Here is a 16,197-nt window from a genome sequence, read left to right as displayed (position 1 = left end):
GCGTCAGACTGCATTGCGTACTTGCAAGGCCACTATGGTGAGGCAATCAAATGTGGTATACTATTAACCTTATTATTCCAAAACCTTGCAGCCATGCGCCCATTAATCAATTTTATCGTCAGTCTATTTTTGATCCTGCTGGTCGGTATTGCTCATGCGGAAACAAAACTGGAAGACATCGAACAAACCATCAGCGACTCGGTCATTACCACCAAAATAACGGCAAAATTTACTAAAAATCGTGATCTCAATCCATTAAAAATATCGGTTTCAACAGAGGATGGTGTGGTTACCCTAAGCGGGCATGTCAACAATCGTAAAGCCTTTGTTGACGCCTTGCGACTCTCAAAAAATACCAAAGGCGTCAAAGCGGTGGAGATTGAAGACCTGATCATCAAACCGGTCAATACCTCCTTCACCGATGCCTACATTACGGCCAAAGTGGAAGCCGCCGTCCTCAAGGCGAAAGTATTTGACGATGAATCGATTCCATTAGTCGGGATCAACGCGACGACCAGCAACGGAACTGTGACACTATCCGGCCAGGTTAAGCAAAACAAATCCATCGTAGCCATCGTGAAACGGGTTACGGCGGTTCGGGGGGTCAAAAAAGTCATCTCCGAACTGCAAGTAGGCACCCCCAAGGAGAGTTAATGAGCGTGCTAACCCGCTTTAAATATTTTCTCTGGTATTTCAGCCGCTTTAAAGTCCCGATGATTGGCTATCTGAAACCCCGATTACTGGTTATAGACGATCAGCGGGTGGTGGTGAAATTACCTTTGAGAAGACGTAGTAAAAATCATCTCAATTCCATGTATTTTGGTGCCCTGTCCGTTGGCGCTGATTTGGCCGGGGGGTTACACGGGTTTTATTATGCGGCGAAAAATCAGCTGAAGGTGTCGCTGGTTTTCAAATCATTTCAGGCACAGTTCCTTCGCCGCCCGGAAAGCGATGTTTATTTTGTCTGCGAACAAGGCGATGACGTCCATGCCATGATCGTGGAATCCAAAGCATCCGGAGAGCGAATCAATAAAATGATACGTATCCGCGCCTTGATTCATTATCCCGAAACGCCGGAAGAAGTCGCCTGCTTCGACCTTGAATTATCCCTGAAAGTCATAAACTGATAGGGTTTATAATGAAAGCCTATTATGGACCATTGAGCCTTTTAGCGGCCACTCTCATCTATGCGCTGATATTTTATCTTCAGTTCACCCAACAATTACGCGTGGATTTCTCCTCGTTTTATTCAACCTCGGCAGCCCTGACACAAGAACAGAAACCTTATTCCATTCCATCAACCTCTTCCAGGCCAAAGGCAAAAAAATTACCCACCAATCTTAATCCCCCTTTTTTTCTGCTCTTGTTGCAACCCCTGGCACACCTCGACTATCGCTTCGCGCTTCCCGTATGGACCCTGCTTAATTTTATCGCCGGCCTGGCCGGGGCAGCCATTGCTGCCAAACTGGCTTTTCAACGAGCGATACTGCAAAAAATATGGCCGGTATTACTTCTTGTCTATTTATCGCTTTTTATGACATTTATGGACACCGCCATTGCTCAAATGGGCGCTTTTGTATTATTTTTTGTCATGACAGGCTATTACGCGTATGCCTGCCGTCATGATCGATTGGCTGGATTTTTATGGGGATTCATTACGGCCATCAAATTCTTTCCCGGCCTTCTTCTTGTTATGGCCTGGCAACAACGGCGTTATCGCGTCGCAGGATATCTTCTGGCGACAACAGTTGTTCTCAGCCTTCTTCCCGTGTATTACTTTGGCCTGAGCATATATAGTGAGTATCTGCAAATGCTGCGTCATGTCACATGGTACGGCGACAGCTGGAATGGGTCGCTTTATGGTTTTTTATATCGATTATTTGTTGTTCCCGGCCACCAGGCGCAGTCCGTATTGACCATTCAGGTTATTTATATTGTTGCTTCATTGCTGATACTGATCTGGTACATCAAAAAAATGGGCAACAACTCTCCCGAGGTGAACAGGCACTACCCTTTTTGCCTTACACTAGCCATCACGCTTCTCCTCAGTCCGTTCGGATGGTTATACTATTTTTCAATCTTGTTGCTGCCCCTGGCCTTAACCTGGCAGCAATTAGTCAGGGATCGGGAGACGGCGCCCATAATTACCGTGTTGTGGTTTACCGGATTTTTCATTATCAATTTACCTTTTGACTATATCAAATCGGTTCACATGGACTCGTCTTTCTGGCATCGGTTAACTATCTATTCCCTGCATAATTACGGGTTACTGATTCTGGTTTATTTAATTATCAGGCTGCTCACGAGACCGGAGAAACTGCTCACAAATACCGCGCAACTGGACAGAAATTTTGTATTACCCGTGTTGGTGATCGTTGCCTTTGGCCTGCTGGTACCCTTATCCTGCTTCTCGATACAATTATTAAAAACCCTGTTCTCACTTTGAACTGCTGAAGTAAAATCCTTTTTTACCCTCTTTTTTTGCCTGATACAAGGCTTTGTCCGCCGCTTGCAACAAGGATTCGACCGTTTCGCCAGCCTGGGGGAAAACCGCAATACCAATACTTACCGAAACATTTATCTCATGTTGTTCGATGATCACTGGCCGCGATAAGGACTCTATTATCCGTTCGGCCAGTAAAGTGAGGATGGAGCGGGTTGCCAAATCGGTCACGATCAATAAAAACTCATCTCCGGCCAGACGGGCGAGATAGTCATGGGCGCGCAAGGACTCCTTGAAACGCCCGGTAATTTCTATTAACAACACGTCACCCGCGTGATGTCCAAAATCATCGTTGATCTTCTTGAAATCATCCAGATCAATAAACATCAAGGCAAATTCCGTATGATTACGCCTGGCCTTGCTTAGCGCCAGATCAAGCATCTCCATACAGGCACGACGGTTTGGCAATTTCGTCAATTCATCATGCAACGCCAGATGCTGCAACTGATGATAAGCCAGCTTTCGTTCCACAGCCAGACTCATCTGGGCGGCAAGAACATCAATCATGTCAAGCTCTTCACCCGTCTTTAAATGAACATCCCGGCAAAAAAATTCAAAAACCGCATAGAGGTTATCGGCAACAAGAATAGGAAATGCCAAAGCACCCTCAAAACGAAAATGAGGACATAACGACTGTTCAACGGTGACACTGTCGCCGCCATTCTTTTCAAACCAGAGTGTTTTCCGCTCGTGCCAGACACGTCCGACAAACCCTTCCTTTTCCCTGATTTTCAACCGCTTCATTGCTGTGATACAAGCATCGCTTTCTTCATCCATACCCTGATGCCAGACGGTACCGGCTTCCAGACAATAATTTTCCTTATTGAAGCGATAAACGATACCAACGACAAACCGCATGGCCTGTCCAATCATCAGCAGACAGGATTTAAACGCTTCATTAATATCATCCTGAACCAGAATAAGCCGGGTGGTTTTGTAAATAAGATTCAATTCAAGATTCTTTAAAGACAGATTATCCTGGGCAAATTTCAGAGGACTGATATCGATATGAGTACCGACGATACGCCGTATTTTACCATCCGGATCAACAATGCCCTGCCCTCGGCAAAGAATCCATACCAGACTGCCGTTACGATGGCGGTAACGCACTTCCTGATGAAGTGGGTATCTTCCTTTGGAGGCCAGGTGTTTTTTAAGATTATCTTCAAGCGCCTTAAAATCTTCCGGCAACGCATGATCACGGAAAAAATCAATTCCGGGTTTAAAATGTTCCTTATCATACCCCAATGAGTTCAGCAATTTGCCAGACAGCATACATTGCCCGGTTTCAAGATTAATATCCCACCAGCCATCCGTGGTTTCATCCAGAATGAGATCATATATCGCCTTGTTTTCATGAAATAAATTCTCACTGTACTTTCTGGAGGCCAATTCTTCCTGTAAAGCCTTGATATTGGATATATCACGGAAACTAAATAAATAACCTTCCCGTTTATCCTGTAAAACAAGAGGATTTACCTTTAACATCATCCTGCTTGTGGTATCAAACTGATTCACCAAATCAAGTTCAAGATTGTCTATCATCCCCGTGTCTGAAATGCGATTGAGGATGTTTTTTGCCAACGAGGTATTTTGTATGCTCAGAACCTCAAAAACCGTATGCTCGGTAATATTCTTTTTCCGAGTGATTCCCATCGTACTCATAAAAGTCTGATTACATTCAATAATCCGGCAGTCACTGTCAACAAATAACAGCAAATCAGGGGAGTTATCGAAAATACGCTGATATTTCGACTCCATTTCCATGAGCTTTCTGGTTTTATCGCTAATGGATGTTTTTAACAGGGAATTATCGAGAACCACACGATTTTTCAAATGATTGACCAACGCTAAAAGACAGGTAATGATTAAACCCAGCAAAATAGTAACGGTAGGCAACCAGGGTGTGTGATTCGTGACATAACGGGGCGATGGCCACCATTTAAAAACGACAGGTTCGGATAAAAAATCCAGTTGCAACCGATACGTACTCATCCATTGGCGGGCAAAACCAGGAGACGCTTCATTGATTTTCCTGAAAATAATATCATCTTCGTACTGAATCGTCATTCCGGTCAGACTTGTGTTGGTCCGCACCATCGCGTTTGCAGCCATTTCCTGTACATTAAAAAGCATCAGACTATGGTGGCCCCGATTATAGTCCATACATAAAAACGTACGTCCGTTCGTAGCCAAGCCGGAGATGATATTGGTAAAAATATTATTTTTTTGTTTTCCCTGCCGGCATGCCTGACTAATTCGTATCACATCGTCCTTGAACGAAGGTTCTTCAGACCAAATTTGATACAATTTATCACGTTGCCATGCTATTAACGCCAAACCTGGTAAATCACTTAAAAAATCCAGAGCATCGTGTCTGATAATATTCAGGGTAACATCCGGATTACCAAGATGAATAAAAAAACGTCGGGCAGTCAGGTAATTGCGCTGCAGATTTAATTCAATCTCATTGGCAATCATGACACCGTCCGCATTGATACTCTCACGTATTTGCAAGAATGCTGATTGTGCGAAATTTTGCCAAAGCAAAAGAAAAAACAAATTGCCCGCCACAAGTATGGAGATAGTCTGAAAGACACCATGACCGACATAAAACCGGTGGTGTCGAACATAAAAAACAATACTCAAGGCTATACCCAACAGCGTCACGCAAAAAGCGGCGTACAAGGACATGGCTGACACGCCAGGCCAGGTATAAACTATTTCAATGCCAAGTAAATAGCCGGTCAAAACCATGAATCCAATACCTGCAACCAGGATTGAAAACGTCATCTGTATGATGCGGCTGAAAGCGCTGTTGGAAAAAGAATAGAACCCAATAGCCAGATTGAGAAACAATACACAAAATGCCGTGTTCGGAGCCATGCCTCCGGGATAAAGATCATGGATAATCCGATAAGGCGCGCCTCCCCACTGATTCTGATAAAAATTCCAGCCGAAAAGATAATCCATCAGGATAAACACGGCCATGGTTGCTGACACCATGCTAAACAGCAGGGTTAACCACAGATTTTTGGGCAGGGTAAAAACAGCCGCCGCAGTCAGCATGATACACAGCGCCGTATAAAATGACATGGCTTCCCATTGCGGACGAGGCTGTGTTAATTGCGGCTCGTGCGTGAGCCAGCCGACAACAACCATCACGGCAACCAGATAAGCCATGCTTGCCAGAATATGGCAGATAAAATAATGTCTTGATTTCAATCCATCGCCTCTCAAAACGAGATCCCTTATGGTCTAAAAATAATTATAATGAGCGCAGTATCATTATATACGCAAGATACGTTATAGCGTTATTAACAACAGCTTATTTGACAATTCCCGCCACGAATACTAACGTTTAAATCATGCTCAGGTTTAATTGTTTTTCAATAACCTATGATTGATATTTGCATTCATACCCAGCCAGACGATGAAAGCTGCGGCCCGACCAGCTTGCAGGCCATCTACCATTATTATGGCCTCGACATACCTCTTGAAGAAGTCATCCACAGCGTGGAACGTTCCCATTCAGGCGGAACTCTGGCGCCCATGCTCGGTAAACACGCGCTGCAACAGGGTTTTGAAGCGACTATATATATCAACAGCCTGAATATCTTTGATCCGACCTGGTTCGAGCACGGCGAAGCCGACTCCAAACTTATACTGCAAAAACTGACCGCCCAGATGCGTTATAAACGCAAAGCTGATATCCTCCAGGCGAGTAAAGCTTACATGGAATACGTTTTGCATGGGGGAACGATAAGATTCCGAACATTAAGCGTACAATTGCTAAAGGATTATTTTAAAAAAAAAATACCTATATTAACGGGTTTAAGCGCAACGTACCTGTACCGCAGCGCCAGGGAGCGATATACCAGTTCCGGAGAAGCCTTTTACGATGACATCAGAGGCACACCCTGCGGCCATTTTGTTGTCCTCTGCGGATACGATAACCGGAAAAGACTGATTGTTGTCGCAGACCCGCACAGGGAAAACCCGCTTTCACACGATAATTATTACAAGGTAAGTATTCATCGGCTCATTAACGCCATCATGCTTGGTGTGCTGACCTATGATGCCAATTTACTGATCATTCAACCCAAGAGCATCCCATGCAAACAATAATTGTAACCGATGACCCGGACAACTGGTTTTTCCTGAGCCCCCTGGCCGCCATTGTTCATGCCTCGGATTACCTGGCCAGTGAACATTATCACCAAAGCCGCTCCATGCGTGTTATCAATCTTTGTCAATCGTATAATCATCAAACGATTGGCTATTACGTCTCTCTGCTGGCCCATGCACGTGATCACAAAGCGATTCCATCCGTCCACAGTATCCAGGATGTCTTAAATACCAGCCTGTCGAAATTGATCTCACAGGATATTGATGAGGAGATGCAGCACAGCCTGCATGAGATTAAAGGGAACGAATTTATTTTCAGCCTTTATTTTGGGCAAAACATGGCCAAATGTCATGCGGCACTGGCCAAAAAACTGCACGGTTTATTTCCCCTTCCCCTGATTCGTTTCACCCTGGAGAAACGCAAGCAATGGCGTATTAAAAATCTACAAGCCCTTTCCATGGCGGATATCCCCAAAAACCATCTCGAATTCATGCGCGAATCGGCGGAAAACTATCTCTCCAAAAAACGATTTCATCAATGGCGAAAAAAACAACGTTATCATGATCTGGCTATTTTGGTGGATCCGTCGGAAGCCAACGCGCCATCGAATAAAAAAGCGCTGGAGTTTTTTGCGAATACCGGGGAGTCCATGGGCTTAAATGTTGATTTTATTGAAAAAAACGACACCAAAACTATTGCAGAGTACGATGCCCTGTTCATCCGAGCGACCACCGCGGTGAATCACTATACCTATCGCCTGTCACGAAGAGCCGCCCAGGAAAACATGGTTGTGATTGATGATCCCCAATCCATTATCAAATGCAGCAACAAGGTCTATCTGGCGGAACTGATGCGCAGCCATCAGATTCTTACCCCTGAAACACGGTTTATCAGCAAATACGACAAGTCTCCGCCTGCTATTGAATACCCTTGCATCCTGAAAAGACCGGATAGCGCGTTTTCCCATGGTGTTATCAAAATCGATGATACCAAATCCCTGAAAAAATCCCTGAACCAGTTTTTTAAAACATCCGATTTGGTTTTGGTACAGCCGTTTATTCCCACGGAATTCGACTGGCGAATCGGCATACTGGATAACAAACCTATATTTGCCTGTCGTTACTACATGGCCAAGGATCATTGGCAAATTTACAACTGGAGGGCCAAGCAGGAAAAAAAAGAGGGGGCCCACGAAACCGTACCCATTACCGATGTCCCGGAAGCGGTGGTAAAAACAGCCCTGAAGAGCGCTCGCCTGATTGGTGACGGCCTATACGGCGTGGACATCAAAAGCTGTGGCGACACCCATTACGTCATTGAAGTGAATGATAACCCCAATATTGATTTTGGTATCGAGGATCAAATTCTTGGGGAAACACTCTATCAGCAGATAATGAACGTTTTTCTCCAACGCATACGCAGGAAACATGGTTATGTTTAGGCTTTTCTCAGTCATCGGTCTTGAAATTGAATACATGCTGGTGGACAAAGACACGCTGGAGGTACAGCCGAAAAGCGATTTGATTTTACAAGCCCTCGCAGACGGCGAACTCACGAACGAGGTCGCCCTGGGAGACATCGCCGTCAGCAACGAACTGGTGCTGCATGTGCTTGAATTGAAAAACAATGGCCCCAAACCGCCAGACAGCGAGATTGTCAATCAGTTCCAATCCACCATCATGCAATTACAGCCGCTGCTAAACCACCATAATCTTATACTGTTGCCAACCGGCGCCCACCCCTGGATGAACCCCGCCACCGAAACCAGACGCTGGCCGCATGGCAACCGGGAAATCTATCAGCAGTACGACGCCTTGTTTAATTGCGAGGGACATGGCTGGGCCAATTTGCAAAGCATGCACATTAATTTGCCATTTGCTGACGATACGGAATTTTGCCGGCTGCATAACGCCATTCGTTTAATTCTGCCTCTCTTGCCTGCTATTGGCGCGAGCACCCCGTTTCTTGACGGCGCGTTCAGCGGCATGCAGGATGCCCGTCTTTATTTTTACGACAAAAACCAGCAGCGTATCCCGGCCATTACCGGTGACGTGATCCCTGAATTCATCACGTCGGCACAACAATACCAAAGTGACATATTATTACCCATGTATGACGCCATTCGCCCCTTCGATCCCAAGGGGATCCTGCAATTTGAATGGCTTAACTCCCGGGCAGCCATTCCAAAATTTGAATACGGCGCCATTGAAATACGCATTCTTGATTCCCAGGAATGTGTCATGGCGGATTACGCTATAGCTCGATCCATCGTGGCCATTTTGAAAAACTGGATTGAAAGCTCCTCCTTTTTTATTGACAACCCTTGCGATAATAAACCTCTCGTGGACGTATATCGGCAAAGTATTTATCAAGGCTTGCACACCCCCATTGGCGACAAGGTACTCTCTCAACAGTGGCAATTGTCCCGGCAAGTCAAAAACTGCCGGGATGTATGGTATCAGTTAATCGAACGAGTAAGTCACGATCTGGATAGCAACAGCCAGCGCGTTATGGAAACCATCCTGTCCCAGGGAAATTTAAGCGAGCGCCTGTTAAGAGCCTGCGGGCAGGATCATAGTTTGCCAACCCTGAAACGACTGTACCGCCAACTTGGTCATTGTCTGCTGGCCAACCAACTTTTTACCGCATTATGAAACCCGCTATTGTACTATTAAGTTGCGAGCATGCCGTCAATCACGTTCCTGACGCTTACGAACCCCTGTTCCAGCCTTATCATGATCTGCTCAACTCACACCGGGGGCTGGATATTGGCGCGTCTGCGATTGCCGATTATTTAAGTGAATCTCTGCGTTGCGCATTGGTAAAAGCTCAGGCAACGCGCTTGCTCATTGACTGTAATCGCAGTCTGCGCCATCCCCACTGTTTTTCTGAGATTACCCGTTCCCTGTCTCTTGCGGATAAGGAAACCATCAAGCAACAGTTTTATTTGCCGTTTCGCCAACAAGTCGAATCGCATATTCATGAGTATATTAAACAAGGCAGGCAAGTCTGGCATTTGTCCATTCACAGCTTTACTCCGATACTCGACGGGCAATGCCGTAACGCGGATATCGGGTTATTGTATGATCCCAAACGACCATCGGAGCGCACGATAGCCAAACGCTGGCAACAGGAGATCAGACACACCGCTCCTCCCCTGCGGGTACGCTTAAATTACCCTTATCGAGGCACCAGTGACGGGTTTACCTGCGCATTACGAAAGCGATATTCCTCCGACGATTATGCAGGTATAGAGGTAGAAACAAATCAGGCCCTCGCCGGGAAACCTCACGCGCTCACCGCGGTGGCAAGCGTTCTGGCGGTATCGCTGCGGTCGTTATAATCGGGGCATGAGGACACAGGCAGTGAAACGGCGTTCTAGATTCTTAAAGAGGGAGACAGTGAAACGGACGGAGGACGCTCCAGACAATCGATGACCGCGGGTTTATCATAACACCGTGATTTCGGGTCACAATCAATCTCAGACCAGCGGGAATCCTCTATTTTTTTTAATTCATCCAGAAGAAAGGAAGCAAACGAATGGCGGTCGTAGGGCGTTTTGGCTGCCGATAGAAACGCGTTGACCAACGTCTCGGCATGGAAAGAATCTTCCTCTTTTAAAACACTCGTTATGAATTCCTGCGCCTGTTTTTGACCGCTTTTGCCGTGCCTTAACCGACTAAAAAAACCTGGATCACCACGAAAATACCCTTCCTCTTTGTTGTACCAACTCTGGTAATTTTCCAGGGCTGTAGTCAAAGCCAGACCCAGGTCGTTCAGAAACTTCCTATCGGCATCGTTGTCTTTGTCCGACCCCACCAATTCAGATCGCATTTTCTATATCCCCAGACATTCTACAAACTAATTCAGCAAGGAAATTATTGTACCACAAAGAATATTAAACAATCATTTTGGTCTTTTGACTGTACACTGGAATGCAGCAGGATAGATCATGTCGTCAATGACGATTGGTTGCTCCGGGTTCCGTGATAAAACGCGCCGCTTGCTCCGCAATCACCATGACCGGCGCGTTGGTGTTACCGGAAACAACCTGCGGCATGATTGAAGCATCGGCAATGGTTAACCCTTCCAGTCCACGAACCTGCAGCCGTTCATCCACTACCGCCAACTCATCTTTCCCCATTTTACAACTACCGACCGGATGATAAATCGTGTCGACGCGCCGGCGCAGCAAATCCATGATCGCCTCATCACCCGTGGCGGAATAAATGGCTTTGCCCCGATAAGGGTTGAATAATTCATGCTCCATAATTTCCTGTGTTTGCTTATAGGCACGAAGCATCAATCGCACGTCGTCTTCCTCGCCGAGAAAATTGGGGTTAATGGCCGGCGCGTGCAGGGGATTGGCGGAGCGCAACCGAATAAACCCCCGGCTTTTTGGACGAAGCAGGCAGACATGGCAGGACATACCGCGACTGAAGTGAAAATTGTGGCAATGGTTATCAATAATACCTGGCACAAAATGCAGCTGAATATCCGGACGATCATCGCCGGACATAGTGGACAAAAAACCGCCCGCTTCGGCAAAATTGGTGGTCATCATTCCGTCCCCATGCCGCCGGTATCGACGGTATGCCTTGACCATATCCCAAATACCGGACGCGGTAAAACCCATTAAGTCCCGATGTTTGGAGCGATAGTTAAGGATATAGTCCGGATGGTCATGAAAATTTTCTCCCACTCCCGGTAGTTCGTGGATGCAATCAATACCATGGGCAGCGAGATGTTCACGCGGACCAATACCCGACAAAAGAAGAAGATGCGGTGAACTGATGGCTCCCGCTGCCAGAACCACATGCTTGCGGGCCGTAATCGATATCGTTTTGCCACGAGCCCGCACCACAACACCCTGACAGCGTTTCCCGGAAAACAATAATTTCAGAGCGCGTGTTCCAGTCATCACGTCAAGATTTGATCTGGTTTTGACAGGCGATAAAAAAGCGTCCGCGCTGCTCAGACGTTTCCCCTCTTTTTGAGTCACCTGATAAAGGCCGACACCAAACTGACTCTCACCATTAAAATCCCCATTGTGAGGATAACCGCAAGCGGCACCCGCCTGAACAAAAACCTCGGAAACAGGATTGGGATTCGGTAAATCACCAACCCAAAGCTCGCCATGCTGACCATGATAGCCATCATGGATACGAGTGTTATGTTCCATATCCCTGAATAATGGCAAAAGCGATGCGTAAGACCAGTCGTTTGAAGTGGATTTTGCCCATTCATCATAATCTGTCGCCTGGCCACGAATATAAATCATGGCGTTTATCGCGCTCGATCCGCCTAACATCTTGCCGCGGGGCTGGTAGCCGCGCCGGTTGTTTAATCCCGGCTGCGGCTCCGTGTAATAATGCCAGTTTTTAAACCAGAGAGGTAACGTCAATACCGTAAAATAGGGAATTTGGGTCAGAGAGGCCAGAAAAGGACTGCCGGCTTCCAGCAATAATACACGATTGCCGGGATCAGCGCTTAAGCGTGAAGCCAGCACACATCCCGCACTCCCTCCCCCAACAATAATATAATCAAACTCCATTTTTTCTTCCAGGTCATCCGTGTTGGCAATCGGGACATAATCCGTAAATATTCAGGGCGTGATCAGTCATTTTAAAATGGGCCTGTTCCGCAATCCGCTCCTGGCGCTCTTCAATAATTTCATCGTAAAATTCTTCAACGCGCCCGCATTTGACACACACCAGATGATCGTGATGCTCCCCCTGGCTAAGCTCAAATACCGAATGCCCCCCCTCAAAATTGTGGCGAGAGACCAACCCCGCCGCTTCAAACTGGGTTAATACGCGGTAAACAGTGGCCAGCCCAACGTCTTCACCCATATCCAGCAACGCCTTATAGACATTTTCCGCACTCATATGGTGGTCACGGGATTGCTCAAGGATTTGCAAGACTTTAACGCGAGGCATGGTTATTTTTAAACCAGCGTCTTTTAATTGCCTGCCTTCTTCCATAAGCTCTCCTGTTGAAACTCCTGCCGGGCAGGTGTCTTTCTATTAATGACATGGTATTATGGCGAAATTTTTCATGGCAGGCAAAAATTATGCGAACCGGAATGTATTTTATTCTTTTCCTGATTGGCTTCACCCTAACCAGCTGCGTTTCGTATGACTTTTCACGGCGGGTTGTGCAACAGGGAAATTTGCTGCCTCAATCCAAAATTGAGCGGTTGCGCGTGGGCATGAGCAAACAGGACGCAGCCATTTTAATGGGAACAAGCCTGTTAAGCCCGATGTTTAACAATAATCGCTGGGACTACGCCTATACACTGCGCAAGGGCAACAAACCCCTTGAAGTACGGAATTTAACCCTGTATTTCAAACAGGACAGACTGGTCCGTATTGAGCACCATCCCTGAGTCCGAAACAGTAACGCATCGCAGGTCGGGTTGCCCATTCAACAACCCGGCAAAAATCGCCCGGCCGACTCTCAAACGGATTGTTTTTAAACGCCCGAACGCGCTTTACCTAGGTTCTGTGAACCCAGACCTGGCCCGATCCCGCCGCTTTTGTTTCGGGTCAATCGTCAAAGGTCGATATATTTCCATACGATCCCCGTTTTTCAGGATTGTGTCTCCAGACACCGTTCTTGAGAACACACCAACCGGCAAATCGCTGGTTTCAGGATGACTTGCCACCAGGCCGGAGCGGGCAATAGCCTCACCGACCGTTGTTCCCTCTGCCACCGTCATTCGCAAATGGGTAACTACCTGATCGGAAGCAATGTAAATCAACTCCACATTAATCATAAATAGCTTGCGCCCTGTCGCAAAACGCGTCCACCATTTTATCAGTCACTTGCTCAAACACCGGACCAAGGAGCATGGAAAACATTTTTCCGGCGAATTCAAACTCGAGATCAAACGATATCTTGCAGCCGCCTTCAGGCGTTTCGTCAAAACGCCAAAACCCTTCCAAATGCTTGAACGGCCCATCCACTAATCGAATTTCAATCATTTTGTTTTTTTGCAACCGGTTGCGGGTTGTAAATGATTTACTCATGCCCGCCGCCGCGATAACCAGAGTGGCCTGCACTTCGTCTTCATCACGGTGATGCACCTGACTTTTGGCACAGTAAGGTAGAAATTCGGCATAATGTTCAACATAATTAACCAGTTCAAACATCTGTTCACAGGTATAATGAACCGCACGCGATTTTTTAACGATGGTCATTGACCCTTCTCCTGTAACCGCAAAGACAACCAATGAGCCAGATCATCCATTTCCTCAAGGCAAATAGTATGCTCCATCGGGTATTCATGACGCGAGACATGATTATACCCATGGCTACCCAGCCACTGTAAACATTCTTTGGTCCAGGCCGGCTGTACGATTGGATCATAGCGACCATTGGCTATGAACATAGGCGTGGTATCAGGCAGCGTCGGGCGGCATTCGTTGAGCAACGGCAGATAAGCCGATAAGGCAATGACTCCGGCGAGCGGTTCGTGCCGATGCAGGGCGGTAAATAGCGCCATGGCGCCCCCCTGTGAAAATCCGGCCAGATAAATGTCCTGGCTCGCAAAACCGGTTTTCTTTTGTTCCTCAATGACTGCGGCAATTTCCTTTGCGGCGCTTAATACGCCTTCCTTGTCTTCATCAACGGCAATATCAAGAGATAAAATATCATACCAGGCCCGCATCGACATACCGCCGTTGATAGTAACCGATCTCACCGGGGCATCCAGAAAAACATGACGGATGGGGAAGTGGGCGAACTGAGGCTGTGCGGCCAAACCAGCCATGTCCTGTGCATCCGCCCCCAACCCATGCATCCAGATCATGCAAGCCTGAGCCGGTTGAGCCGACTCTTTCAGATAAACGTTTAACACCTTGTCTCCAGAAAAAACTAAAATTATCACCAAACCATCGTCCGATAGCAAGGAAGTTATGGTTTCAACTTGGCTATGTGCCAACAACCGGGTATAATGTTCATTTAATGTATACCATGATCAAAAACATCACAATACAATGAAACTATCCGAACTAACCATTGAACGCGATCAAATTAGCAGTCATCCCCGGATAAAAACACTGCAGTCCGTCATCACCAAACGGTTTCCCAACATCAAATGTCTTGATCTGTCTGACCAAATGTGGCTTGATCTTAATAATTATCTGGCCAAAAATTCTCCATCATCAACACGCTTATCCTCTTTGACTATTTTAACGGGATTATCGGAAATACTGACTATCCCTTACGACGACGTGGTTTCCGCACTGGCTGTGAAAAAGCAACACGAGCGAACCGCCAGAAAACGTCCAGCCACCGACGAAAACAGTTCTCACTCTTTTTCCAAACATCACAAACGACGTAACAACAAAAGCGCAAACGATAACCCTCTCATTCTCGACAGCACAAACACCCCTTTTTTCTCTCCCCTGAAAGAACAAAAAATACGCTATTGTGCCTTGTCACCGCATAAACCAATCCGTGGCTATAGCGAAGTCTTTCATACACCTGAAGGAAAAACCCTGGTACGGCCGCTCATCAAAAACAACGCCGGTTCGTTCTTTAAGCCGGTAACGCCAGTGGGAGATAAAGCCAGTCGGGGGATGGCTGAGATACACGGCGCAAGAAAGAGTCTGCTGTTTGGGAACACGGTGCCAAAACTGCGCTACGAACGCCCCGGACCTGCCCGCTTTCGCGCGACACTGGCAAAACTTAAAGACCGGGCCGGTCAAACACGCCGATGCAGTCAAAAACAATTAACCGGGGCATCGTGCCGGGACGTGTTTCAGGCTCACGGTCACGACGTCATTATCAAAAATCGCGGCAGCGACTACCACTGGTCTCATCTCATTGCCCATTTTCTGGGCGGTAACCATAACAAGGAAAACCTGATCCCGGGAACGGCGGCATCCAATTACAACACCCTGGAATTGGTTGAACAATTCATTGCGCAAAAATTATCATCAGATGACCATGCCGTACCTTATATCGATATAACTGTGAATCCCAGGTATGGTGACGATGAAGCCCTCATCCCCGATGAATTAATTTTTAACCTGGATTGGCAGGAAACAAGGCCGGACAAGACAACCGAAGCCAGGCAGGAAACCATTTACATCAACCCCCGCTCTTACCAGCGCGTGTCCCCGGCCATGCTCGATTCCATTCGTGTTTTAAGAACTATGAAACCAAAAACCGTCCCAAAAGAACAAGAACCGGTACACCGCGGCTTGCGGAGCTAGCACCTCATCCTGTATCACCCGGGTAATCGCCAGTTCTCCTGGTGCAATATTGGGACATGTAAAACCCGCAATACGGCCGCAGGCCTCCTTGCGGGCCGCTACTACCCATTTTTAAACCATGGACAGACGCAACAAAGGATAGCATCTTTCTCGCATTTTGAAATTTCCCGGGTATATAATCTATTTATTTGGAGTAGAATTGTGAGAACATTGTAATGAGCCTGTTTCGCGACCTGCTAATTATCAGTACGGCAGTATGTATCCTTGCTTCCTGCGGACAAAAAGGTCCTCTCTATTTGCCAACGGAGGAACCAGCGACTCACATAATCCATAAATAACCG

17 protein-coding genes are annotated in these 16,197 nt (G+C 46.8%); 10 read left to right on the top strand and 7 right to left on the bottom strand.

All coding sequences use genetic code 11. The features are described 5' to 3' along the window. Nucleotides 1–93 precede the first annotated feature (93 nt). Genes CKW05_RS02270 through CKW05_RS02260 form a run of 3 tightly spaced genes read left to right on the top strand, consistent with a single transcriptional unit; the run spans nt 94 to nt 2,446 of the window. Complete coding sequence (locus CKW05_RS02270) at nt 94–654, top strand: BON domain-containing protein (RefSeq protein WP_058483745.1); 561 nt, start codon at nt 94–96, stop codon at nt 652–654. After that, entirely contained in the window at nt 654–1,127 is a 474-nt protein-coding gene (locus CKW05_RS02265; RefSeq protein ID WP_058483679.1) for a PaaI family thioesterase, read from the top strand. Before CKW05_RS02270 ends, CKW05_RS02265 begins: the two co-directional genes overlap by 1 nt. Before the next feature lie 11 nt (nt 1,128–1,138). Beyond that, nucleotides 1,139–2,446 carry a glycosyltransferase family 87 protein gene (locus CKW05_RS02260; protein WP_058483680.1) on the top strand — a complete coding sequence of 436 codons (1,308 nt, stop codon included), beginning with the start codon at nt 1,139–1,141 and terminating at the stop codon, nt 2,444–2,446. Here the strand turns inward: CKW05_RS02260 and CKW05_RS02255 are convergent. Further along, nucleotides 2,438–5,743 carry a diguanylate cyclase domain-containing protein gene (locus tag CKW05_RS02255; RefSeq protein WP_058483681.1) on the bottom strand — a complete coding sequence of 1,102 codons (3,306 nt, stop codon included), beginning with the start codon at nt 5,741–5,743 and terminating at the stop codon, nt 2,438–2,440. The genes CKW05_RS02260 and CKW05_RS02255 overlap by 9 nt on opposite strands. A gap of 159 nt (nt 5,744–5,902) precedes the next feature. Between CKW05_RS02255 and CKW05_RS02250 the strand changes: the two genes are divergently transcribed. Genes CKW05_RS02250 through CKW05_RS02235 form a run of 4 tightly spaced genes read left to right on the top strand, consistent with a single transcriptional unit; the run spans nt 5,903 to nt 9,975 of the window. After that, the gene (locus CKW05_RS02250; RefSeq protein ID WP_058483682.1) at nt 5,903–6,631 is read left to right on the top strand and encodes a C39 family peptidase; all 729 of its coding nucleotides are present in this window, start codon (nt 5,903–5,905) and stop codon (nt 6,629–6,631) included. After that, nucleotides 6,619–8,073 carry a RimK family protein gene (locus CKW05_RS02245; RefSeq protein WP_058483683.1) on the top strand — a complete coding sequence of 485 codons (1,455 nt, stop codon included), beginning with the start codon at nt 6,619–6,621 and terminating at the stop codon, nt 8,071–8,073. The genes CKW05_RS02250 and CKW05_RS02245 overlap by 13 nt, the downstream gene beginning before the upstream one ends. Continuing rightward, on the top strand, nt 8,066–9,286 hold the full coding sequence (locus CKW05_RS02240) for a carboxylate-amine ligase (RefSeq protein WP_231950665.1): 1,221 nt from the start codon (nt 8,066–8,068) through the stop codon (nt 9,284–9,286). The genes CKW05_RS02245 and CKW05_RS02240 overlap by 8 nt, the downstream gene beginning before the upstream one ends. Continuing rightward, nucleotides 9,283–9,975, top strand: a complete 693-nt coding sequence (locus tag CKW05_RS02235) for an N-formylglutamate amidohydrolase (protein ID WP_058483685.1) — start codon at nt 9,283–9,285, stop codon at nt 9,973–9,975. The genes CKW05_RS02240 and CKW05_RS02235 overlap by 4 nt, the downstream gene beginning before the upstream one ends. A 35-nt stretch (nt 9,976–10,010) precedes the next feature. On the opposite strand, the gene CKW05_RS02230 is transcribed toward CKW05_RS02235, so the two are convergent. The 3 genes from CKW05_RS02230 to fur all read right to left on the bottom strand — a co-directional run bounded on the left by CKW05_RS02230 (nt 10,011) and on the right by fur (nt 12,616). After that, complete coding sequence (locus CKW05_RS02230; RefSeq protein ID WP_058483686.1) at nt 10,011–10,466, bottom strand: hypothetical protein; 456 nt, start codon at nt 10,464–10,466, stop codon at nt 10,011–10,013. Nucleotides 10,467–10,590: 124 nt separating this feature from the next. Further along, a complete protein-coding gene (locus tag CKW05_RS02225) occupies nt 10,591–12,186 on the bottom strand; it encodes a GMC family oxidoreductase (protein WP_058483687.1) in 1,596 nt (531 codons plus the stop codon). Nucleotides 12,187–12,199: 13 nt separating this feature from the next. Beyond that, nucleotides 12,200–12,616 (bottom strand): ferric iron uptake transcriptional regulator, encoded by a 417-nt coding sequence (fur, locus tag CKW05_RS02220; RefSeq protein WP_058483688.1) that lies wholly within the window; start codon nt 12,614–12,616, stop codon nt 12,200–12,202. A gap of 89 nt (nt 12,617–12,705) precedes the next feature. On the opposite strand from fur, the gene CKW05_RS02215 reads away from it, so the two are divergent. After that, nucleotides 12,706–13,020, top strand: a complete 315-nt coding sequence (locus CKW05_RS02215) for an outer membrane protein assembly factor BamE (protein ID WP_058483746.1) — start codon at nt 12,706–12,708, stop codon at nt 13,018–13,020. 105 nt (nt 13,021–13,125) lie between these two features. On the opposite strand, the gene CKW05_RS02210 is transcribed toward CKW05_RS02215, so the two are convergent. From CKW05_RS02210 to CKW05_RS02200, 3 genes are read right to left on the bottom strand one after another with little or no spacing between them, the layout of a single operon-like run. Further along, nucleotides 13,126–13,410 carry an RnfH family protein gene (locus tag CKW05_RS02210; protein WP_058483689.1) on the bottom strand — a complete coding sequence of 95 codons (285 nt, stop codon included), beginning with the start codon at nt 13,408–13,410 and terminating at the stop codon, nt 13,126–13,128. Further along, nucleotides 13,403–13,834 carry a type II toxin-antitoxin system RatA family toxin gene (locus CKW05_RS02205; RefSeq protein WP_058483690.1) on the bottom strand — a complete coding sequence of 144 codons (432 nt, stop codon included), beginning with the start codon at nt 13,832–13,834 and terminating at the stop codon, nt 13,403–13,405. Before CKW05_RS02205 ends, CKW05_RS02210 begins: the two co-directional genes overlap by 8 nt. Continuing rightward, on the bottom strand, nt 13,831–14,478 hold the full coding sequence (locus tag CKW05_RS02200; RefSeq protein ID WP_165481201.1) for an alpha/beta hydrolase: 648 nt from the start codon (nt 14,476–14,478) through the stop codon (nt 13,831–13,833). The genes CKW05_RS02205 and CKW05_RS02200 overlap by 4 nt, the downstream gene beginning before the upstream one ends. Before the next feature lie 154 nt (nt 14,479–14,632). Between CKW05_RS02200 and CKW05_RS02195 the strand changes: the two genes are divergently transcribed. Continuing rightward, a complete protein-coding gene (locus CKW05_RS02195) occupies nt 14,633–15,856 on the top strand; it encodes a DNA/RNA non-specific endonuclease (RefSeq protein ID WP_058483691.1) in 1,224 nt (407 codons plus the stop codon). 215 nt (nt 15,857–16,071) lie between these two features. Beyond that, nucleotides 16,072–16,194 (top strand): LPS translocon maturation chaperone LptM, encoded by a 123-nt coding sequence (gene lptM, locus CKW05_RS15620; RefSeq protein WP_082642787.1) that lies wholly within the window; start codon nt 16,072–16,074, stop codon nt 16,192–16,194. Nucleotides 16,195–16,197 lie beyond the last annotated feature (3 nt).

The sequence above is a fragment of the Legionella spiritensis genome, assembly GCF_900186965.1.
GTDB lineage: Bacteria > Pseudomonadota > Gammaproteobacteria > Legionellales > Legionellaceae > Legionella_C > Legionella_C spiritensis.
The sequence above is the reverse complement of the archived record's forward strand: the minus strand, read 5'-3'. Positions and strand labels throughout refer to the sequence as shown.